Below are 21,101 nucleotides of genomic sequence, written 5' to 3'. Positions count from 1 at the left end.
GGACGAGATTGAGTCATGGCAGAAGCAGTCGCCGATAATGTTCCGGCCAAGGCCACTCCGATAGACGGCAAACCGCCGCTGTTCGGCTTGTCCTTCCTGGAAAACCTCTCCGAGATGACCATGTTGCGTCAGGTGGGCCTGTTGGTCGGCCTGGCTGCGAGCGTGGCGATTGGCTTCGCCGTGGTGTTGTGGTCCCAACAGCCGGACTACCGGCCTCTGTACGGCAGCCTTGCCGGTATGGACGCCAAGCAAGTCATGGATACCCTGGCTGCCGCAGACATTCCCTATACCGTTGAACCGAACTCCGGTGCCTTGCTGGTCAAGGCCGATGACCTGTCCCGTGCGCGACTGAAGCTCGCGGGCGCTGGTGTCACTCCCAGCGACGGCAACATCGGTTTCGAGATCCTCGACAAGGACCAGGGGCTCGGCACCAGCCAGTTCATGGAAGCGACCCGTTATCGTCGCGGCCTCGAAGGCGAACTGGCCCGGACCATCTCCAGCCTGAACAACGTCAAGGGTGCCCGCGTGCACCTGGCGATTCCGAAAAGCTCGGTGTTCGTACGTGACGAGCGCAAGCCGAGCGCTTCGGTGCTGGTAGAACTGTATTCCGGTCGCTCGCTTGAGCCGGGTCAGGTGGTGGCGATCATCAACCTGGTCGCGACCAGCGTTCCAGAACTCAGCAAGTCGCAGATCACCGTCGTCGATCAGAAGGGCAACCTGCTCTCGGATCAGGCGGAGAACTCCGAACTGACCATGGCCGGCAAGCAATTCGACTACAGCCGTCGCATGGAAAGCATGCTCACTCAGCGCGTGCACAACATCCTGCAACCGGTGCTGGGCAACGACCGCTATAAAGCCGAAGTCTCGGCGGACGTGGATTTCAGTGCTGTCGAGTCGACCTCCGAGCAGTTCAACCCGGATCAGCCGGCGTTGCGCAGCGAGCAGTCGGTCAACGAGCAACGCACCGCCAGCAATGGCCCGCAAGGCGTGCCGGGTGCCCTGAGCAACCAGCCGCCATCGCCGGCCTCGGCGCCGCAAACCACCGGTGGCGCTACCGCGTCGGCCGGCATGGTGCAGCCAGGCCAGCCACTGCTGGATGCCAACGGTCAGCAAATCATGGACCCGGCCACCGGCCAACCGATGCTGGCACCGTACCCGGCGGACAAGCGTCAACAATCCACCAAGAACTTCGAGCTCGACCGTTCCATCAGCCACACCAAACAACAGCAAGGGCGTTTGAATCGCCTGTCGGTGTCGGTAGTGGTGGACGATCAGGTCAAGATCAACGCAGCCAACGGCGAAACCACCCGTGCGCCGTGGAGCGCCGACGAATTGGCGCGCTTCACTCGTCTGGTACAGGACGCCGTCGGTTTCGACGCCAGTCGTGGTGACAGCGTCAGCGTGATCAACATGCCGTTCTCCGCCGAGCGCGGTGAAGTGATTGCCGATATTCCGTTCTACTCCCAGCCGTGGTTCTGGGACATCGTCAAGCAAGTGCTGGGTGTCTTGTTCATCCTGATACTGGTGTTCGGTGTGCTGCGTCCGGTGCTCAACAACATCACCAATGGCGGCAAAGGCAAACAGCTGGCCGGCTTTGGCGGCGACGTGGAACTCGGTGGCATGGGCGGCCTGGACGGCGAACTGGCCAACGACCGCGTCAGCCTCGGCGGCCCGACCAGCATCCTGCTGCCAAGCCCGAGCGAAGGCTATGACGCACAGTTGAACGCAATCAAGAGTCTGGTGGCAGAAGATCCGGGTCGCGTGGCCCAGGTCGTGAAAGAGTGGATTAACGCAGATGAGTGATAACCGAGCCGCCGTCGCCAAACTGTCCCGGGTCGATAAAGCCGCAATCCTGCTGCTGTCTCTCGGTTCTACCGATGCCGCCCAGGTGCTGCGCCACATGGGGCCCAAAGAGGTCCAGCGTGTGGGTGTGGCCATGGCGCAGATGGGTAACGTGCACCGCGAGCAGGTCGAGCAGGTGATGAGCGAGTTCGTCGACATTGTCGGCGATCAGACCAGCCTGGGCGTCGGCTCCGACGACTACGTGCGCAAAATGCTGACTCAGGCGCTGGGCGAGGACAAGGCCAACGGCCTGATCGACCGGATCCTGCTGGGCGGCAACACCAGTGGCCTCGACAGCCTGAAGTGGATGGAACCGCGCGCCGTCGCCGACGTGATCCGTTACGAGCACCCGCAGATCCAGGCGATCGTCGTGGCGTATCTCGACCCGGACCAGGCCGGCGAAGTGCTGGGCAACTTCGACCACAAGGTGCGACTGGACATCATTCTGCGGGTTTCCTCGCTGAATACCGTGCAGCCAGCCGCCCTGAAAGAACTCAACCAGATTCTCGAGAAGCAGTTCTCCGGCAACTCGAATGCCTCGCGCACCACCCTGGGTGGCATCAAGCGTGCGGCCGACATCATGAACTTCCTCGACAGCTCGATCGAAGGTCAGCTGATGGACTCGATCCGCGAAGTCGACGAAGACCTGTCCGGTCAGATCGAAGACCTCATGTTCGTGTTCAACAACCTGTCCGATGTCGACGACCGCGGGATTCAGGCGTTGCTGCGCGAAGTCTCCTCCGATGTACTGGTACTGGCCCTCAAAGGCTCGGACGAAGGCGTCAAGGAAAAGATCTTCAAGAACATGTCCAAACGGGCGGCCGAACTGTTGCGCGACGACCTCGAGGCCAAAGGCCCGGTGCGTGTCAGCGACGTGGAAACCGCACAGAAAGAAATCCTCACCATTGCTCGCCGTATGGCCGAAGCCGGAGAAATCGTTCTCGGCGGGAAGGGCGGCGAAGAGATGATCTAAGGTCACTATGTCGTCCAAACATGATGAGTCCCAGACCGACCTGATCCGCGCCAAGGACGTCGCGGGTTTCGACACCTGGTCGCTGCCCAGTTTCGACCCGCCTGCACCGGAGCCCGAGCCGGAACCAGAGCCCGAGCCGCCGGAAATGGAGGAAGTGCCGCTGGAAGAAGTCCAGCCACTGACCCTCGAAGAACTCGAAAGCATTCGCCAGGAGGCCTACAACGAAGGCTTCGCCACGGGCGAGAAAGAAGGTTTTCACAGCACCACGCTCAAGGTCCGTCAGGAAGCAGAGGCGGTCCTGGCGCCGAAAGTCGCCGCGCTTGAGCAACTGATGGCCAACCTGTTCGAGCCTATCGCCGAGCAAGACACCCAGATCGAAAAGTCGCTGGTCGATCTCGTTCAGCACATCACCAAACAGGTGATTCAGCGCGAACTGGCCATCGACTCGACGCAGATCGAACACGTCATGCGCGACGCCCTCAAGCTGTTGCCGCTGGGCGTGGGCAATGTGCGGCTGTACATCAATCCGCAGGATTTCGAACAGGTCAAAGCCCTGCGCGAACGCCATGAAGAAACCTGGCGCATCGTCGAGGACGAAGCCTTGTTGCCTGGTGGTTGCCGGGTCGAGACGGAGCACAGTCGCATCGACGCCACCGTTGAAACGCGCATCGCCCGGGTCATGGACAAGCTGTTCGATCAATTGCACGAGCAGGCCCTGCACCCAGCCGCGCCGGACCTGAGCCTGGAGCTGCCGATCGAGGCCAAACCTGCCGTCGAAGCCGAGCCGGACGTTCCCGATGCGCCTTGATCGCACCAGCTTCGCCAAGCGCCTGGGCAGTTACGCCGAGGCCACGGAGCTGGCCGGCGCACCGATCCTTGAAGGCCGCTTGCTGCGCATGGTCGGCCTGACCCTCGAAGCTGAAGGCTTGCGCGCCGCCATGGGCAGCCGCTGCATGGTCATCAACGACGACAGTTACCATCCGGTGCAGGTCGAAGCCGAAGTCATGGGCTTCTCCGGCAGCAAAGTCTTTCTGATGCCGGTCGGCAGCGTCGCCGGCATCGCGCCCGGCGCCCGTGTGGTGCCGTTGGCCGATACCGGTCGTCTGCCGATGGGCATGAGCATGCTCGGACGGGTGCTTGATGGCGCCGGTCGTGCGCTGGACGGCAAGGGCGGCATGAAGGCGGAAGACTGGGTGCCGATGGACGGCCCGACGATCAACCCACTCAAGCGTCACCCGATCAGCGAGCCGCTGGACGTGGGCATTCGCTCCATCAACGGTTTGTTGACGGTCGGTCGCGGTCAGCGGCTCGGGCTGTTCGCCGGTACCGGCGTCGGCAAGAGTGTGCTGCTGGGCATGATGACCCGCTTCACCGAGGCCGACATTATCGTCGTCGGGCTGATCGGTGAGCGGGGTCGCGAAGTTAAGGAATTCATCGAGCATATTCTCGGTGAAGAAGGGCTCAAGCGCTCGGTGGTCGTGGCGTCCCCGGCGGACGATGCACCGCTGATGCGTCTGCGCGCTGCGATGTATTGCACGCGGATCGCCGAGTATTTCCGCGACAAGGGCAAGAATGTCCTGTTGCTGATGGACTCGCTGACTCGTTTCGCCCAGGCCCAGCGGGAAATCGCCCTGGCCATTGGCGAGCCGCCGGCGACCAAGGGTTATCCGCCATCGGTGTTCGCCAAGTTGCCGAAACTGGTGGAGCGAGCTGGTAACGCTGAAAAGGGCGGCGGCTCGATCACCGCGTTTTATACCGTGTTGTCCGAAGGCGATGACCAGCAGGATCCGATCGCCGACTCGGCGCGGGGTGTGCTTGACGGGCACATCGTCCTGTCCCGACGTCTGGCTGAGGAAGGGCATTACCCGGCCATCGACATCGAAGCGTCGATCAGCCGGGTCATGCCGTCGGTGGTGTCGCCGGAACACATGGCCCGCGCCCAGTATTTCAAGCAGTTGTGGTCGCGCTATCAGCAGAGCCGCGACCTGATCAGTGTCGGCGCCTACGTCGCTGGCGGAGATCGCGAGACCGACCTGGCGATTTCCCTGCAGCCGCAGCTGGCCAAATACCTGCGCCAAGGGTTGAACGACAGCATCAGCCTGGGCGAAAGCGAATCCTATCTGGGCTCGATCTTCGCGCCTGCGGCTGGCGGTTAATCGATCATGGCCCAGAGTCGGGCAGGGCGTCTGGCGCCGGTGGTCGAAATGGCCGAAAAGGCCGAGAAAACCGCCGCTCAGCGGTTAGGCCATTTTCAGGGCCAGGTTCGCGTGGCAGAAAGCAAGCTCGCCGACCTTGAAGCCTTTCGACTCGACTATCAGGAGCAATGGATCGTGCGCGGCAGCAGCGGCGTCTCGGGCCAGTGGCTGCTGGGTTATCAGGGCTTCCTCGCGCAACTGGGCACCGCCATCGATCAGCAGCGACAAAGCCTGGCGTGGCATCAGAACAATCTGAACAAGGCACGGGAAACCTGGCAGCAGGCATTTGCCCGGGTCGAAGGCTTGCGCAAACTGGTTCAGCGTTACGCAGACGAGGCGCGACAGCTGGAAGACAGGCGCGAACAGAAGCTGATGGACGAGTTGTCCCAGCGGTTGCCGCGTGAGAGTCCGTACTGAATCAGTCAGGCCGCGTTATCGTTCTTCGCGGGCAAGCCTCGCTCCTACAGGTTTCGCATCGTCCATGATTTCGTGAACGGCACAAATCCCGCAGGAGCGAGGCTTGCCCGCGAAGGCGTCCTCAAAAACTCCGCCCCTTTCCAGCCTTGCCCCCATCTCCGTCAAGTGCTAAACCTTGTACAAGTATGTTCACCAATGACAAGGATGCCGTTCAATGTCAGTCGTTACAGAAGTCTCTCCGGATGGGCAAAAACTGACGATATCGATCAGAGGACGATTCGACTTCGCCAAACATCAGGAATTTCGGGAGTCCTACGAGAACAAGGAACTCTCTGCAGTGGTCGTCGATTTGAAAGAAGCGACCTACCTCGACAGTTCTGCACTGGGCATGCTGCTTCTGCTGCGTGATCACGCTGGTGGCGACGATTCCGACATTCGCGTCGTCAACAGCAGTTCTGACGTGAAGAAGATTCTCGCCATCTCCAACTTCGACAAACTGTTCGACATCAGTTGACCAACGTGCAGCCGCTCGAGCCGCTGACGATCCTGATTGCCGAAGACAGCGCGGCCGACCGCATGCTGCTGTCGAGTATCGTCCGTCGCCAGGGTCATGAAGTCCTGACGGCGGCCAACGGTGCCGAAGCGGTCGAAGCGTTTCGCTTACAACGACCGCAACTGGTCTTGATGGACGCCATGATGCCGGTGATGGACGGTTTCGAGGCAGCACGGCAGATCAAGGCACTGGCCGGGGAAACCCTGGTGCCGATCATCTTCCTGACGTCGCTGAGCGAAAGCGAAGCCTTGGCGCGCTGTCTGGAGGCTGGCGGTGACGACTTTCTGGCAAAACCCTATAACCAGGTGATCCTCGCCGCCAAAATCAAGGCAATGGACCGTTTGCGCCGATTGCAGGCCACCGTGCTGGAGCAGCGCGACCAAATTGCCAGGCACCACGATTACCTGCTCAACGAGCAGCGTGTGGCCAAGGCCGTGTTCGACAAGGTCGCCCATTCCGGCTGCCTGAACGCCCCCAACATCCGCTACCTGCAATCGCCTTATGCGCTGTTCAATGGTGATTTGCTGCTCGCGGCGTTCACGCCGGCCGGCGACATGCACGTGCTGCTCGGCGATTTTACCGGCCATGGCTTGCCGGCCGCCGTCGGGGCGATGCCGCTGGCCGAGGTCTTCTACGGCATGACCGCCAAGGGTTATGGCCTGTCGGAAACCCTGCGCGAGATGAACGCCAAGCTCAAGCGCATCCTGCCGGTGGACATGTTCTGTTGTGCGACGCTGCTGTGCCTGAGTTTTCAGCGGCGCTCGGTGGAGGTCTGGAACGGCGGGATGCCGGACGGTTACCTGCACAGTATTGCCAGCGGCGAGCGCACACAGCTGACCGCTCGGCATTTGCCGCTGGGCGTGCTGAGCCCGCAGACGTTCGACGACCGCACCGAAGTGTTTCCGATGGCGGTCGGGGATCGGGTGTTCCTGTTGTCTGACGGGGTGATTGATACGTGCGATGCCAATGAGCAGTTGTTCGGCGTCGAGCGATTGCAGCGGGTGTTTGCGGCCAATCGTCGGCCGGATCAGCTGTTCGAGGAGATCGAACAGGCGCTGCGGGATTTTCGCGGTGAGGCTCGCGACGATGTCAGCATGGTCGAAGTCAGCCTGTTGGAGGCTGCACAGCTGAGTCCGCCGGCCCTGGTGTATTCCGATAGCGGTCAGTCCTGCCCGCTGGACTGGTCGGTGAGTTTCGAGTTTCGTGCGGCCACCCTCAAGCGCTTCAATCCATTGCCGTATCTTTTGCAGTTGCTGCTGGAAGTGCATGGTTTGCGCGCCCAGAGCGGTGCGCTTTACAGTGTGCTCGCGGAGTTGTACTCCAATGCACTGGAGCACGGCGTGCTGGGGCTGGACTCAAGCCTGAAACGCGATGCCTCGGGTTTTGCCCGCTATTATCAACAACGCAATGCACGTCTGGACGAGCTGCAGGACGGCTATGTGCGGCTGCATTTGCAGGTCGCGCCCAAAGGCGAGGGTGGTTGCCTGACGATTCGTGTCGAAGACAGTGGCAAGGGTTTTGATGTCGACAGGGTGATGGCGCGCCCCCTCGATGGTGCCCGTCTGTCGGGACGCGGGGTCAGTCTGATCCGCCAGTTGAGCCGTAACGCCAACTGGTCCGACGATGGTCGTAGTGCCCGCGTGGAATTTTTCTGGGAGGCTCTGGCATAATCCGCGCATTCTTGATCAAGGAGTGAGCAAGTGGCTGACACACATCTGGATCGCGACGTGCTGAGCGCGTTGCAAGAAGTCATGGAGGATGAGTATCCGATGTTGCTGGGTACTTTTCTTGCCGATTCCATAGAGCGCTTGAGTCAGCTGCACAAGGCTGACGATGCAGAGACGCTCGGTGCCACTGCGCACAGTTTCAAGGGCAGTTGCAGCAACATGGGCGCCATTCGCCTTGCGCAGTTGTGCAATGAGCTTGAGCAGCGAAGCAAGCAGGAGTCGCTGGAAGGCATCGAGAAACTGATCAGCGAAATCGATAGTGAATTCGCGATTATCCGCACCCTCTACGAAGCAGAGCGCCAGCGCTCTCTCGCTGGCAGTGCGACCGTCCGGCGTTTTTAGCACCGTTCGAACAAAACTGGCGCAACCCTTGCAGCAATCTCCGCAACTGTACCTACGATCCCAGTGCAGCGGAGACCGTTTCATGCCCGTTACCCCCAATATTCTTCTTCAGGCCGCCGCTCAGGCCAAGACTCAAGCCGCCTCCGCCAATCCACCGGCGCTGTCCGCTGAGCCCGGGGACAAAGCCTCCAGCTTCGCTCAGGTCTACGCCAATCAAGCCCAGAACAAGCCCTCGGCGGCCACCGATGGATCGCCGAAGCCGGTGCGCGATAAAGCCCCGGACAGCCCCGATAAAAAGAGCGTCGGCAACGACAATGCTGCCGCCCCGGAACCGACGGTTGCCGATAGCGGCAAAACCTTGCCCGCCGATAAACCGGCACCGGCCGACGACAAGGCTGCCAGCGATGATGCCGCAGCTGCCGCGGATACCGCAGAAACCCCGGTAGTCGTCGACACGGCGCCGGTTGATCCGGCTCTCGATCCGTCATTGCTGCCAGCGTTGCAAGCCGTGGTGGCAGCTCCGGTTCCGCAAGCACCGCCAGTGGTGGTCACTGAGCAGCCGCAAGTGCAGGCGCCTCCTGTTGCTGCGCCAGTGGCGGCGGTACAGGTTGCCGCACCGGCGGATGACGCGTTCGATCCTGAAGCCGATCCGCTGGATGCGCTGCCGGCCGTGCGCATGGCCATGGAACAGGGCGGTCATATTTCCGCTGCCAGTCAGGCGCAACCCAAGGCAGCGCCGACGGCTGCTCAGGCCCAGGCTGATGGCGAACCCACCTCGGCGCAGAACTTTGCCGCCGGCATGGCGGGCATGCTCGATGTGCAGGCGGACAAGGACAGTACCAGCCAGGGCGGTGAGAAAACCTTCAGTGGGTTGATCGATGACGGCCTCAAGGACTTGAAGTCGGCGAGCAGCGATACCCGCGTCGACGACTTCGCCAACCGTCTGGCGGCGCTGACTCAGGCAGCTACACCGAAAACCGCCAACGCGGTACCGGTGAATCAGCCGATCACGATGAATCAAAGCGGCTGGACCGAAGAAATCGTGAACCGGGTCATGTACCTGTCCAGCGCCAATCTCAAGGCGGCCGATATCCAGTTGCAACCGGCCGAACTGGGTCGTCTCGACATTCGGGTGAACATGGTGCCGGACCAGCAGACCCAAGTGACCTTCATGAGCGCGCATCCAAGCGTTCGCGAAGCGCTCGATGGCCAGATGCACCGCTTGCGTGACATGTTCGCGCAGCAGGGCATGGGGCAGGTTGATGTCAACGTGTCCGACCAGTCGCGTGGTTGGCAGGGGCAGGGTCAGGAACAACAGGCTCAGCAGGGGCAGGGCGGGCGCAGCAACGCCAGCGGTGGTCGCCTCGATGGCGTGGATGAAGAACTCGCGCCGACCGTTGCCGAAGTCGCGGCCAGCACCACCAGTGTCATCGGCTCCAGCGCCGTCGACTACTACGCCTGAATTAGTCAGGCACCAAACCCTGTGGGAGCGAGACCGGCTTGCCGGCGAATGAGGCACTGACAGTCAATATCTTCATCGACTGTTGCACCGCAATCGCGAGCAGGCTCGCTCCCACATTTGTTTTGTGGTGAATCGTCATCCGCCGTCCCCTGTCTCCCGACACTTCTGGCATAACACTTGCTCTTGCCTTGCCGTGCGACTGTGAAAACCCGAATAGTGACGGATTATTGGCATGGCGAAGAGCGAAGCAGTAGTAAAAGACCCCGCAACCAAAGGCAAAATCAAGCTGATCATTGTGATCGTGGTGGCCCTGCTGCTGGCGATCGGCTTGTCCGTGGGAGCGACCTGGTTCTTCATGCACAGCGCTCAGAGCAAGCCTGTCGCCGTGGTTGAAACTGCCCCGGCCGGCAAGCAACCAGCGGTTTTCGAGCAAATGGCGCCGGCCTTCGTGGCCAACTACAACCAGAACGGCCGCCAGCGCTTCATGCAGGTGAGCATCACCATGCAGGGCCGCAATCAGGCTGACCTGGAAGCCCTGAAAGTCCACATGCCGGTCATCCGCAACAACCTTGTCATGCTGTTCTCCGGGCAGGATTTCGCGACCCTGGCGTCGCCGGTCGGTCAGGAAATGCTGCGCCAGAAAGCCACGGCCAGCGTCCAGGAAGTGGCGCAGAAAGAGCTCGGCAAAGTGGTCATCGAACAGTTGCTTTTCACTAATTTCGTACTGCAGTAGGAACACGACATGGCCGTGCAGGACCTGCTGTCCCAGGATGAGATCGATGCGCTGTTGCATGGTGTCGACGATGGTCTGGTACAGACCGATACCGCTGCCGAACCCGGCAGTGTCAAAAGCTACGACCTGACCAGCCAGGATCGCATCGTCCGTGGACGCATGCCGACCCTGGAAATGATCAACGAGCGTTTCGCCCGCTACACCCGCATCAGCATGTTCAACATGCTGCGCCGCTCGGCGGACGTTGCCGTCGGTGGTGTGCAGGTGATGAAGTTTGGCGAATACGTGCACTCGCTGTACGTGCCGACCAGCCTCAACCTGGTCAAGATCAAACCGTTGCGCGGCACGGCGCTGTTCATCCTCGACGCCAAACTGGTGTTCAAACTGGTGGACAACTTCTTCGGCGGCGACGGCCGCCACGCGAAGATCGAAGGGCGTGAATTCACCCCGACCGAACTGCGTGTGGTGCGCATGGTGCTGGAGCAGGCCTTCGTCGATCTGAAGGAAGCCTGGCAGGCGATCATGGAAGTGAACTTCGAGTACATCAACTCGGAAGTGAACCCGGCCATGGCCAACATCGTCGGCCCGAGCGAAGCCATTGTGGTGTCGACCTTCCACATCGAACTCGATGGCGGTGGCGGCGACCTGCACGTGACCATGCCGTACTCGATGATCGAGCCGGTACGCGAAATGCTCGACGCCGGCTTCCAGTCGGACCTCGACGATCAGGACGAGCGTTGGGTCAATGCCCTGCGCCAGGACGTGCTCGACGTCGACGTGCCGATCGGCGCCACGGTTGCCCGTCGCCAGTTGCGCCTGCGCGACATTCTGCACATGCAGCCGGGGGACATTATCCCGGTCGAAATGCCGGAAGAAATGATCATGCGCGCCAACGGCGTGCCTGCGTTCAAGGTCAAGATGGGCTCGCACAAAGGCAACCTTGCGTTGCAAGTGATCGAGCCGATCGAGCGCCGTTGACCGGCGCCTCTACATATTCGCTTTTAACTGACGGCTGCCCTCTGATGGGTTGCCCGCCGAGGACACATGATGGCTGACGATATGAATACCCAGGACGACCAGGCGCTGGCTGACGAATGGGCTGCGGCCCTGGAAGAAACCGGCGATGCCGGGCAGGACGACATTGACGCCTTGCTGGCGGCTGACGCTGCTGGTTCGTCGTCGAACCGTCTGCCGATGGAAGAATTCGGCAGCGTGCCGAAAAACAACGATCCGGTAACCCTGGACGGTCCGAACCTGGACGTGATCCTCGACATCCCGGTGTCGATTTCCATGGAAGTCGGCAGCACCGACATCAACATCCGTAACCTGCTGCAGCTCAACCAGGGTTCGGTGATCGAGCTCGATCGCCTGGCCGGTGAGCCGCTGGACGTGCTGGTCAACGGTACGTTGATCGCTCACGGTGAAGTGGTGGTGGTCAACGAGAAGTTCGGCATCCGCCTGACTGACGTGATCAGCCCAAGCGAACGCATCAAGAAGCTGCGCTGAGTGAAAAAGCTTTTGGGGTTGTTACTGGCCTTGCCGTTCAGTGCGTTGGCGGCCGAACCGGTTGCTAATGCTGCGGTGGCTGCCGCACCTGCTGTCAGTAGCGGTGTGGCGGGCCAGTTGACGCAGTTGGTGCTCGGTCTGCTGTTGGTGCTGGGGTTGATCTTCTTCCTCGCCTGGCTGCTGCGCCGGGTCCAGCAGGCCGGACCGGCGGGCAAGGCGCAGGTGATCGAGTTGATCGGTTCCCGGGCGCTGGGTCCGCGTGACCGATTGATGCTGGTGCAGGTCGGCAATGAGCAGATCCTGCTCGGTTTGAGCCCCGGCACCATCACCGCGCTGCATGTGCTCAAGGAGCCGGTGCACGTACCGGTCACCGAGAAAGCGACCCCGGAATTTGCCCTGCGCCTGATGGAACTGATGGGCAAGGATCAGAAGGATAAGAAGTAATGGGTGCGCTACGCATCATCTTGACGCTGGCCCTGATGCTGGCCGCGCCGCTGGCCTTCGCCGCCGATCCGTTGTCGATCCCGGCGATCACCCTGGGCACCAACGCCCAGGGTGCTCAGGAATACTCGGTCAGCCTGCAAATCCTGTTGATCATGACCGCGCTGAGTTTCATTCCGGCGTTCGTCATGCTGATGACCAGCTTCACGCGGATCATCATCGTCTTCTCGATCCTGCGTCAGGCTCTGGGCCTGCAGCAGACGCCGTCGAACCAGATCCTCACGGGCATGGCGCTGTTTCTGACCCTGTTCATCATGGCGCCGGTGTTTGACCGGGTGAATCAGGATGCCTTGCAGCCGTATCTGGCGGAAAAACTCACCGCGCAGGATGCCGTGGCCAAGGCTCAGGTGCCGATCAAGGACTTCATGCTGGCGCAGACGCGCAGCAGTGATCTGGAATTGTTCATGCGCCTGTCCAAGCGCACGGACATCGCCACGCCGGATCAGGCGCCGCTGACCATTCTGGTGCCGGCCTTCGTCACGTCCGAGCTGAAAACCGCGTTCCAGATCGGCTTCATGATCTTCATTCCGTTCCTGATCATCGACCTGGTCGTCGCCAGTGTGCTGATGGCCATGGGTATGATGATGCTCTCGCCGCTGATCATTTCCCTGCCGTTCAAGATCATGCTGTTCGTGCTGGTGGATGGCTGGGCGCTGATCATCGGGACATTGGCGAGTAGCTTCGGCGGTGTTTCGCCATGACGCCGGAAGTCGCGGTAGACATCTTTCGTGAAGCGCTCTGGCTGACCACCATGATGGTCGCCGTGCTGGTGATTCCGAGTCTGCTGGTGGGGCTGCTGGTCGCGATGTTCCAGGCGGCTACGCAGATCAACGAACAAACCCTGAGCTTCTTGCCGCGCCTGCTGGTCATGCTGGTGACGCTGATCGTTGCCGGTCCGTGGCTGGTGCAGACGTTCATGGAATACATCCTGCAGTTGTACGGCAATATTCCTCGGGTCATCGGCTAAGCCATGCAGTCACTGCTGCAACTGACCGATACCCAGATCAGCACCTGGGTGGCGACGTTCATGTTGCCCCTGTTTCGCATCGGAGGCTTGCTGATGGTCATGCCGGTTTTCGGTACGACCCTGGTGCCCCAGCGGGTGCGTCTATATTTCGCTCTGGCGATCACGGTTGTGATTGCGCCCGGGTTGCCACCAATGCCGCCGGTCAATGCACTGGACTTGAGCGGGCTGCTGCTGATTGCCGAGCAGATCCTCATTGGTGCGGTGATGGGGTTCGCCCTGCAACTGTTCTTCCAGGCCTTCGTGGTCGCCGGGCAGATCGTTTCGATTCAGATGGGCATGGGCTTCGCGTCGATGGTCGACCCCACCAACGGCGTGTCGGTGGCGGTGATCGGGCAGTTCTTCACCATGCTGGTGACGCTGTTGTTCCTGGCCATGAATGGCCACTTGGTGGTCTTCGAAATTCTCACTGAAAGTTTCACCACGCTCCCGGTCGGTAGCGGCTTTATGGTTTCGCAATTCTGGGACCTGGCCGGCAAGCTCGGTTGGGTGCTGGGTGCGGCATTGTTGCTGGTGCTGCCGGCGATCACCGCGCTACTGGTGGTCAACATCGCGTTTGGCGTGATGACCCGCGCCGCGCCGCAACTGAACATCTTTTCCATCGGCTTCCCGCTGACCCTGGTGCTCGGGCTGTTCATTGTCTGGGTCGGGCTGGCGGACATCATCAATCAGTACCAACCGCTGGCTACCGAGGCCTTGCAGTGGTTGCGCGAACTGGCACGGGCGCGCTGAGTCATGGCTGAGAGCGAAAGCGGTCAGGACAAAACAGAAGACCCCACGGAGAAACGTAAAAAGGACTCCAGGGACAAGGGCGAGATTGCGCGCTCCAAAGAGCTCAATACCTTGGCGATCATGCTTGCCGGTGCCGGTGCGCTGCTGATTTTCGGCGGGGCTTTGGCGCAGGACATGATGGAGCTGATGCGCATGAACTTCACGCTGTCGCGGGAAGTGATTCTGGATCAGCGCAGCATGGGCACCTTCCTCCTGCACTCGGGGCAGATTGCCCTGTTGGCGATTCAGCCGGTGATGATCACCTTGCTGCTGGCGGCATTTCTCGGCCCGATTTCCCTCGGTGGCTGGTTGTTCGCGGCAGGCTCGATGGCGCCGAAATTCAGTCGCATGAACCCCGGTGCGGGGCTGAAGCGGATGTTCTCGGCCAAGGCGCTGGTGGAACTGCTCAAGGCCCTGGCGAAGTTCTTCATTGTGCTGTTCGTCGCGCTGGCGGTGTTGAATTCCGACATCGACGACCTGATGCGCATTGCGCACGAGCCGTTGGAAATGGCGATCATTCACAGCCTGCAAGTGGTCGGCTGGAGCACCCTGTGGATGGCGTGCGGCTTGATCATCATCGCCGCCGTCGACGTGCCGGTGCAGCTCTGGGAAAGCCACAAGAAGCTGCTGATGACCAAGCAGGAAGTGCGCGACGAGCACAAGGATCAGGAGGGGAGGCCGGAGGTCAAGCAGCGCATTCGCCAGTTGCAGCGCGAGATGTCCCAGCGCCGGATGATGGCGGCCATCCCCGAGGCCGATGTGGTCATTACCAACCCGACTCACTATGCCGTGGCGCTCAAATACGACCCGGACAAGGGCTCGGCGCCGATGCTGATTGCCAAGGGCAGTGATTTCCTGGCCCTGAAAATCCGTGAAATCGCCGTGGCCAACGAAGTGCTGCTGCTGGAGTCTCCGGCCCTGGCGCGTTCGATCTATTACTCCACGGAGCTGGAGCAGGAAATTCCTGGCGGGCTTTATCTGGCCGTCGCTCAGGTATTGGCCTACGTCTACCAGATCCGACAGCACCGCGCGGGCAAGGGCAAGCGGCCGGATCCGCTCAAGGATGACTTGCCGATTCCACCGGATCTGCGCCGCGATTCCTGAGTTTTGCGCTAGTCGTGCCAACGCCTTCGCGGGCAAGCCTCGCTCCCACCTTTAACCGCGTTCTCCCAATAGGAATGCGGTCGAATGTGGGAGCGAGCCTGCTCGCGATGAGGCCGGTCCAGACACCCTGAATCTTTCGATTATCCCCTCTGTTCCAAGCTCCCGGCAAAAGTTGGAAGGCTTCTTGCAGTAGCCGCCCTGCGTCTGCTTCAGGCGTCAAAAGTTTGCTTTAAAGGAACGGGGAAAACCGGTGGATCGCTCTCAGTTACTCAACAGTGCCCGCACAAACGTTGCCGACTTAAGTCGGGGCAATCTGGGCGTGCCGTTGTTGCTGCTGGTCATGCTGGCCATGATGATGCTGCCGGTGCCGCCGTTCCTGCTGGACGTGTTCTTCACGTTCAACATCGCGCTGTCGATCGTCGTGCTGCTGGTCTGCGTCTACGCGTTGCGACCGCTGGATTTCGCGGTGTTCCCGACCATTCTGCTGGTGGCAACGTTGTTGCGACTGGCGCTGAACGTGGCCTCCACGCGAGTGGTGATGCTCCACGGGCAGGACGGCCACGCCGCCGCCGGTAAGGTGATCCAGGCGTTCGGTGAGGTGGTGATCGGCGGTAACTACGTGGTCGGTATCGTGGTCTTCGCGATTTTGATGATCATCAACTTCGTCGTGGTAACCAAGGGTGCCGGGCGGATTTCCGAGGTGAGCGCACGTTTCACCCTCGATGCGATGCCCGGCAAACAAATGGCGATCGACGCCGATTTGAACGCCGGCCTGATCGATCAGAACCAGGCCAAGATGCGCCGGATGGAAGTGGCCCAGGAAGCCGAGTTCTACGGTTCCATGGACGGTGCCAGCAAGTTCGTGCGTGGCGATGCCATCGCCGGTTTGCTGATTCTGTTCATCAACCTGATCGGCGGCATGGCGGTCGGTATCTTCCAGCACGGCATGACCTTCGGTGATGCGGGCAGGGTTTACGCGTTGCTGACCATCGGTGACGGTTTGGTGGCGCAATTGCCATCACTGTTGTTATCTACAGCTGCAGCGATCATGGTGACCCGTGCTTCCGGTTCGGAAGACATGGGCAAACAGATCAATCGCCAGATGTTCGCCTCGCCCAAGGCGCTGGCCGTGGCAGCGGGCCTGATGGCAGTGATGGGCCTGGTGCCCGGCATGCCGCACTTTTCCTTTCTGACCATGGCGGCCCTGGCGGCCGGTGGCGCGTACCTGTTCTGGAAGAAGCAGAACATCGTCAAGGTTCAGGCCCTGCAAGAGGTCAAGCGTCAGCAGGAATTGCTGCCATCGCCGGCTCGCGCTCAGGAAACCAAGGAGCTTGGCTGGGACGATGTGACGCCGATCGACATGATTGGCCTGGAAGTCGGCTATCGTCTGATTCCGCTGGTGGACCGCAATCAGGGTGGTCAGCTGCTGGCGCGGATCAAGGGTGTGCGTAAAAAGCTGTCCCAGGATCTGGGCTTCCTGATGCCGACTGTGCATATCCGTGACAACCTCGACCTCGCACCGAGCGCCTATCGCCTCACTCTGATGGGGGTGATCCTGGCCGAAGCGGAGATTTATCCGGATCGCGAGCTGGCGATCAACCCAGGTCAGGTCTACGGTTCGCTCAACGGTATTACCGCCAAAGATCCGGCTTTCGGGCTGGAGGCGGTCTGGATCGAAGTGAGTCAGCGCGCACAGGCACAATCCCTCGGTTACACCGTGGTCGATGCCAGTACGGTAGTGGCAACCCATTTGAACCAGATTCTGTACAAGCACTCCAGTGAGCTGATTGGCCACGAAGAAGTGCAGCAACTCATGCAATTGCTGGCCAAAAGCTCGCCAAAACTGGCGGAAGAGCTGGTGCCGGGCGTGGTTTCGTTGTCGCAGTTGCTCAAGGTGCTCCAGGCGTTGCTGGCCGAACAGGTGCCCGTACGGGACATTCGCAGCATCGCCGAGGCGATCGCGAACAATGCCGCCAAGAGTCAAGATACTGCCGCGCTGGTGGCCGCCGTCCGCGTCGGCGTATCTCGTGCAATCGTCCAAAGCATTGTGGGGACTGAGTCGGAGCTGCCAGTTATCACCTTGGAGCCAAGGTTGGAACAAATATTGCTCAATAGTCTTCAGAAGGCAGGACAAGGCTCGGAAGAGGGCGTTCTGCTGGAGCCAAGCATGGCTGAAAAACTGCAGCGCTCGTTGATCGATGCGGCGCAGCGTCAGGAAATGCAAGGTCAGCCGGTGATTCTGCTGGTGGCCGGCCCGGTTCGCGCGATGCTGTCGCGATTCGGCCGACTGGCAGTCCCGGGTTTGCATGTGTTGGCTTACCAGGAAATCCCTGACAACAAGCAAGTGACCATCGTTGCGACAGTAGGGCCCAACGGCTGAGGTAGTGGTTTATGCAAGTTAAGCGTTTTTTCGCCGCCGATATGCGTCAGGCCATGAAGCTGGTTCGTGATGAGCTGGGCGCTGATGCCGCCATCATTGGCAACCGCCGGATCGCCGGTGGTGTCGAGCTGACGGCCGCTCTGGATTACAAACTGTCGGCGCTGGCCCCGCGTGTTCCGAACATGGAACTCGAGGATGAGCTGCGCAAGACCCAGTCGCGGATCGTCACCGCCCAGGCCGAACTGAGCCTGCGCAGCGATGGCGAGAGCGACAAGTCCACCAATCGCCAGTTGTTCGCCGGCCTGCCGCTGACTGCCGCCGAGCCACTGATCGAGCCGACCTACGCTGAACCTCGTCGCCCGGCACCGGCCCCCGCGCCTGCCGCGACCGGTGTTGATCCGCGTGCCTTCGACTCGATGCGTTTCGAACTCAACAGCCTGCGCGAACTGATGGAAGTACAACTCGGTTCGCTGGCCTGGAATCAGTTGCAAGGCAGCCGCCCGGCCCAGGCCAACCTTTGGCGCCGCCTGCAACGCATCGGTTTGTCCGGTCCGTTGTCCCGCGATCTGCTGGAGCTGATTACCGACATTGATGAACCTCGTCAGGCCTGGCGCATGTTGCTGGCGCACCTGGCGCGGATGATCGCCACACCGGAAGTCGAGCCACTGGAAGAGGGCGGCGTGATTGCCATGGTCGGCCCTGCCGGCATGGGCAAGACCACCACCCTGGCCAAGCTCGCGGCCCGTTACGTGCTCAAGTACGGCGCGCAGAACATCGCGCTGGTGAGCATGGACAGCTACCGCATCGGTGCCCAGGAACAACTCAAGACCCTCGGCCGGATCCTCAATGTGTCGGTGACGCACGTCGATCCGGGCCAGTCCCTGGTGCAGGCGCTGGATCCTTTGCTGCGCAAGCGCGTGGTGCTGATCGATACCGCGGGCCTTCAGGCCAGCGATCCGGCATTGCGCATGCAGCTCGAAAGCCTGGCCGGTCGTGGCATCAAATCAAAAAATTATCTGGTTCTGGCAACCACCAGCCAAAAACAGGTTCTAACCGCCGCTTATCACAGTTACAAGCGTTGCGGGCTGGCTGGCTGCATCCTGACTAAACTGGATGAGACGGCAAGTCTGGGCGAGGTGTTGAGCCTGGCGATCAGTCATGAATTGCCGGTGGCTTACCTGACTGATGGACCGCGTATTCCGGATGATCTGCATCTGCCGCGTCGTCATCAGTTGGTCAGTCGCGCCGTTAGCGTGCAAATGCAGGAAGAACCCAGCGAAGAAGCCATGGCTGACATGTTCGCTGATATTTATCACAGCCCGACCAAGCAGGTTGGCTGAGGTATTAATGAACAGTTTTTGTACCTACATCGATGGTCTGCCATGCATTGTTCAGTTGATGAACGCGCAGCCAGTAATGTGGCCTCCGTCTATGCAAGACAAGGTAAAGAAATAACATGGGCAGCATGCATCCCGTACAGGTGATCGCGGTGACCGGCGGCAAAGGTGGCGTCGGGAAGACTAATGTGTCAGTGAACTTGTCCCTGGCTCTAGCTGAGCTCGGCCGGCGCGTCATGCTGCTGGACGCCGATCTGGGGCTGGCGAATGTCGACGTCCTGTTGGGACTGACACCCAAACGTACCCTGGCCGACGTCATCGAAGGCCGCTGTGAGCTGCGCGACGTGTTGTTGCAGGGGCCAGGCGGCATCCGCATCGTCCCGGCCGCGTCCGGCACACAAAGCATGGTTCATCTGAGTCCGGCCCAGCATGCCGGCCTGATCCAGGCGTTCAGCGATATCGGCGACAACCTCGATGTGCTCGTGATCGACACCGCTGCGGGTATTGGTGACTCGGTAGTCAGTTTTGTTCGCGCCGCGCAAGAAGTCTTGCTGGTGGTCTGCGACGAGCCGACTTCGATCACGGATGCCTACGCCCTGATCAAATTGCTCAACCGCGACTACGGCATGAACCGCTTCCGCGTCCTGGCCAACATGGCCCAGAGCCCGCAGGAAGGCCGCAACCTGTTCGCCAAGTTGACCAAGGTCACGGACCGCTTCCTCGACGTCGCCTTACAATACGTTGGTGCGGTGCCGTACGACGAAAGCGTGCGCAAGGCTGTGCAGAAGCAGCGCGCGGTCTATGAAGCCTTCCCTCGTTCCAAGTGCTCCCTGGCTTTCAAGGCCATCGCACAAAAGGTCGATACCTGGCCGCTGCCTGCCAACCCGCGTGGGCACCTGGAGTTTTTCGTCGAGCGCCTCGTGCAACAAACGGCAGGACCCGTGCTATGACAGCCAGCGGTTACAACCTCTACAAGAAGTCGGCGCGTGACGCGCAGTACGAGCTGATCGAGCGTTACGCGCCACTGGTCAAACGCATTGCTTACCACCTGCTGGCGCGACTGCCAGCCAGTGTCCAGGTCGAAGACCTGATCCAGGCCGGGATGATCGGCCTGCTTGAAGTATCCACCAAATATGACGCCAGCAAAGGCGCGAGTTTCGAGACGTACGCGGGCATCCGGATCCGCGGCGCCATGCTTGATGAAGTGCGCAAAGGGGACTGGGCGCCACGTTCGGTCCACCGCAATACCCGCATGGTCAGCGACGCAATTCGCTCGATTGAAGCTAAAACCGGTCGTGACGCTAAAGATCACGAAGTTGCGGCCGAACTCCAATTGAGTCTCGACGATTACTACGGGATTTTGAACGACACCCTGGGCAGCCGCTTGTTCAGTTTCGACGACCTGTTGCAGGACGGCGAACACGAAGGGCTGCATGAGGATGGCGCGAGTGCTCATCTCGAGCCGTCGCGCGATCTGGAAGATGAACGCTTCCAGGCAGCGCTGGCGGACGCGATTGCCAATTTGCCGGAGCGTGAGCGACTGGTGTTGGCGCTGTACTACGACGAAGAGTTGAATCTCAAGGAAATCGGTGAGGTCCTGGGGGTCAGCGAATCTCGGGTCAGCCAGTTACACAGCCAGTGCGCGGCCCGTTTGCGGGGGCGTTTGGGGGAGTGGCGAGCGCGCTGAAGGCAGTGTGGGGACACTGCGAACTTGGCTGGTGTGGTGTTGAACTGCGCCGGTCTCGATCTGTTGTGCTCCAGACAGTCATTGAGTGCTTTGCCGGATTGATTGAAATGGCGCGTCCAGGTGCTGGGCGCGTTTAAGACTGCTTGGAGGTCGAATTGGACAAGAACATGAAAATCCTCATCGTTGATGACTTCTCAACGATGCGGCGGATCATAAAAAACCTGTTGCGTGACCTTGGGTTCACCAACACGGTCGAGGCCGACGATGGCATTACTGCCATTCCGGTTCTCAACAGCGGAAGCATCGACTTTCTGGTAACGGACTGGAACATGCCTGGCATGACCGGTATCGATCTGCTGCGCCACGTGCGCGCCGATGAAAAGCTCAAGCACCTGCCAGTGCTGATGGTGACCGCTGAAGCCAAGCGCGAGCAGATCATCGAAGCGGCCCAGGCCGGCGTAAACGGCTATGTGGTCAAACCCTTCACGGCCCAGGCGTTGAAAGAAAAAATCGAGAAGATTTTCGAACGCATCGGTTGAGAAACTGC

At 60.6% G+C, this 21,101-nt stretch carries 22 protein-coding genes; all 22 read left to right on the top strand.

What is annotated here, in order from left to right; translation table 11 throughout:
* Positions 1-15 precede the first annotated feature (15 nt).
* The 22 genes from fliF to J4E42_RS12695 all read left to right on the top strand — a co-directional run bounded on the left by fliF (position 16) and on the right by J4E42_RS12695 (position 21,093).
* A complete protein-coding gene (gene fliF, locus J4E42_RS12800; RefSeq protein WP_008044586.1) occupies positions 16-1,803 on the top strand; it encodes a flagellar basal-body MS-ring/collar protein FliF in 1,788 nt (595 codons plus the stop codon).
* Complete coding sequence (gene fliG / locus J4E42_RS12795) at positions 1,796-2,815, top strand: flagellar motor switch protein FliG (protein ID WP_003184041.1); 1,020 nt, start codon at positions 1,796-1,798, stop codon at positions 2,813-2,815. The genes fliF and fliG overlap by 8 nt, the downstream gene beginning before the upstream one ends.
* A 7-nt stretch (positions 2,816-2,822) precedes the next feature.
* Positions 2,823-3,623, top strand: coding sequence for a flagellar assembly protein FliH (fliH, locus tag J4E42_RS12790; RefSeq protein WP_192226040.1), 801 nt, complete (start codon positions 2,823-2,825; stop codon positions 3,621-3,623).
* Positions 3,613-4,971, top strand: a complete 1,359-nt coding sequence (gene fliI / locus J4E42_RS12785) for a flagellar protein export ATPase FliI (RefSeq protein ID WP_192226042.1) — start codon at positions 3,613-3,615, stop codon at positions 4,969-4,971. The genes fliH and fliI overlap by 11 nt, the downstream gene beginning before the upstream one ends.
* 6 nt (positions 4,972-4,977) lie before the next feature.
* Positions 4,978-5,427, top strand: a complete 450-nt coding sequence (gene fliJ, locus J4E42_RS12780; RefSeq protein WP_008024572.1) for a flagellar export protein FliJ — start codon at positions 4,978-4,980, stop codon at positions 5,425-5,427.
* Between the two features lie 214 nt (positions 5,428-5,641).
* The gene (locus J4E42_RS12775; RefSeq protein ID WP_008024574.1) at positions 5,642-5,941 is read left to right on the top strand and encodes an STAS domain-containing protein; all 300 of its coding nucleotides are present in this window, start codon (positions 5,642-5,644) and stop codon (positions 5,939-5,941) included.
* Positions 5,942-5,946: 5 nt separating this feature from the next.
* Positions 5,947-7,650: a fused response regulator/phosphatase gene (locus tag J4E42_RS12770; protein WP_032828562.1), complete on the top strand. Its 1,704-nt coding sequence runs from the start codon at positions 5,947-5,949 to the stop codon at positions 7,648-7,650.
* 30 nt (positions 7,651-7,680) lie between these two features.
* Positions 7,681-8,049, top strand: coding sequence for an Hpt domain-containing protein (locus J4E42_RS12765; RefSeq protein ID WP_008039803.1), 369 nt, complete (start codon positions 7,681-7,683; stop codon positions 8,047-8,049).
* Between the two features lie 82 nt (positions 8,050-8,131).
* Positions 8,132-9,511, top strand: a complete 1,380-nt coding sequence (locus tag J4E42_RS12760; RefSeq protein WP_008024581.1) for a flagellar hook-length control protein FliK — start codon at positions 8,132-8,134, stop codon at positions 9,509-9,511.
* Positions 9,512-9,743: 232 nt separating this feature from the next.
* A complete protein-coding gene (gene fliL, locus J4E42_RS12755) occupies positions 9,744-10,244 on the top strand; it encodes a flagellar basal body-associated protein FliL (RefSeq protein ID WP_207285369.1) in 501 nt (166 codons plus the stop codon).
* A gap of 9 nt (positions 10,245-10,253) precedes the next feature.
* Positions 10,254-11,222: a flagellar motor switch protein FliM gene (gene fliM / locus J4E42_RS12750; RefSeq protein ID WP_008024584.1), complete on the top strand. Its 969-nt coding sequence runs from the start codon at positions 10,254-10,256 to the stop codon at positions 11,220-11,222.
* 69 nt (positions 11,223-11,291) lie between these two features.
* Positions 11,292-11,750, top strand: coding sequence for a flagellar motor switch protein FliN (gene fliN, locus J4E42_RS12745; RefSeq protein WP_008039811.1), 459 nt, complete (start codon positions 11,292-11,294; stop codon positions 11,748-11,750).
* A complete protein-coding gene (gene fliO, locus J4E42_RS12740) occupies positions 11,751-12,194 on the top strand; it encodes a flagellar biosynthetic protein FliO (RefSeq protein WP_008039812.1) in 444 nt (147 codons plus the stop codon). It abuts the gene before it with no gap.
* The gene (gene fliP / locus J4E42_RS12735) at positions 12,194-12,952 is read left to right on the top strand and encodes a flagellar type III secretion system pore protein FliP (protein ID WP_008039813.1); all 759 of its coding nucleotides are present in this window, start codon (positions 12,194-12,196) and stop codon (positions 12,950-12,952) included. The genes fliO and fliP overlap by 1 nt, the downstream gene beginning before the upstream one ends.
* Complete coding sequence (gene fliQ, locus J4E42_RS12730; protein WP_008024593.1) at positions 12,949-13,218, top strand: flagellar biosynthesis protein FliQ; 270 nt, start codon at positions 12,949-12,951, stop codon at positions 13,216-13,218. Before fliP ends, fliQ begins: the two co-directional genes overlap by 4 nt.
* Positions 13,219-13,221: 3 nt before the next feature.
* Positions 13,222-14,007 carry a flagellar biosynthetic protein FliR gene (fliR, locus tag J4E42_RS12725; RefSeq protein ID WP_207285368.1) on the top strand — a complete coding sequence of 262 codons (786 nt, stop codon included), beginning with the start codon at positions 13,222-13,224 and terminating at the stop codon, positions 14,005-14,007.
* 3 nt (positions 14,008-14,010) lie between these two features.
* A complete protein-coding gene (flhB, locus tag J4E42_RS12720; RefSeq protein WP_008039815.1) occupies positions 14,011-15,150 on the top strand; it encodes a flagellar biosynthesis protein FlhB in 1,140 nt (379 codons plus the stop codon).
* A gap of 250 nt (positions 15,151-15,400) precedes the next feature.
* Complete coding sequence (flhA, locus tag J4E42_RS12715; RefSeq protein ID WP_008039816.1) at positions 15,401-17,530, top strand: flagellar biosynthesis protein FlhA; 2,130 nt, start codon at positions 15,401-15,403, stop codon at positions 17,528-17,530.
* An 11-nt stretch (positions 17,531-17,541) separates the two neighbouring features.
* Complete coding sequence (flhF, locus tag J4E42_RS12710) at positions 17,542-18,870, top strand: flagellar biosynthesis protein FlhF (RefSeq protein ID WP_008024604.1); 1,329 nt, start codon at positions 17,542-17,544, stop codon at positions 18,868-18,870.
* A gap of 116 nt (positions 18,871-18,986) precedes the next feature.
* Positions 18,987-19,817: a flagellar synthesis regulator FleN gene (gene fleN / locus J4E42_RS12705; RefSeq protein ID WP_008001746.1), complete on the top strand. Its 831-nt coding sequence runs from the start codon at positions 18,987-18,989 to the stop codon at positions 19,815-19,817.
* Complete coding sequence (fliA, locus tag J4E42_RS12700) at positions 19,814-20,554, top strand: RNA polymerase sigma factor FliA (protein ID WP_007894214.1); 741 nt, start codon at positions 19,814-19,816, stop codon at positions 20,552-20,554. Before fleN ends, fliA begins: the two co-directional genes overlap by 4 nt.
* 167 nt (positions 20,555-20,721) lie before the next feature.
* A complete protein-coding gene (locus J4E42_RS12695; protein WP_008006721.1) occupies positions 20,722-21,093 on the top strand; it encodes a chemotaxis response regulator CheY in 372 nt (123 codons plus the stop codon).
* The last annotated feature ends 8 nt before the right edge of the window (positions 21,094-21,101 follow it).

Origin of the sequence: Pseudomonas sp. FW300-N2A2 (genome assembly GCF_017351735.1) — a bacterium.
GTDB classification, from domain to species: Bacteria; Pseudomonadota; Gammaproteobacteria; order Pseudomonadales; family Pseudomonadaceae; genus Aquipseudomonas; species Aquipseudomonas migulae.
The sequence above is the reverse complement of the archived record's forward strand: the minus strand, read 5'-3'. Positions and strand labels throughout refer to the sequence as shown.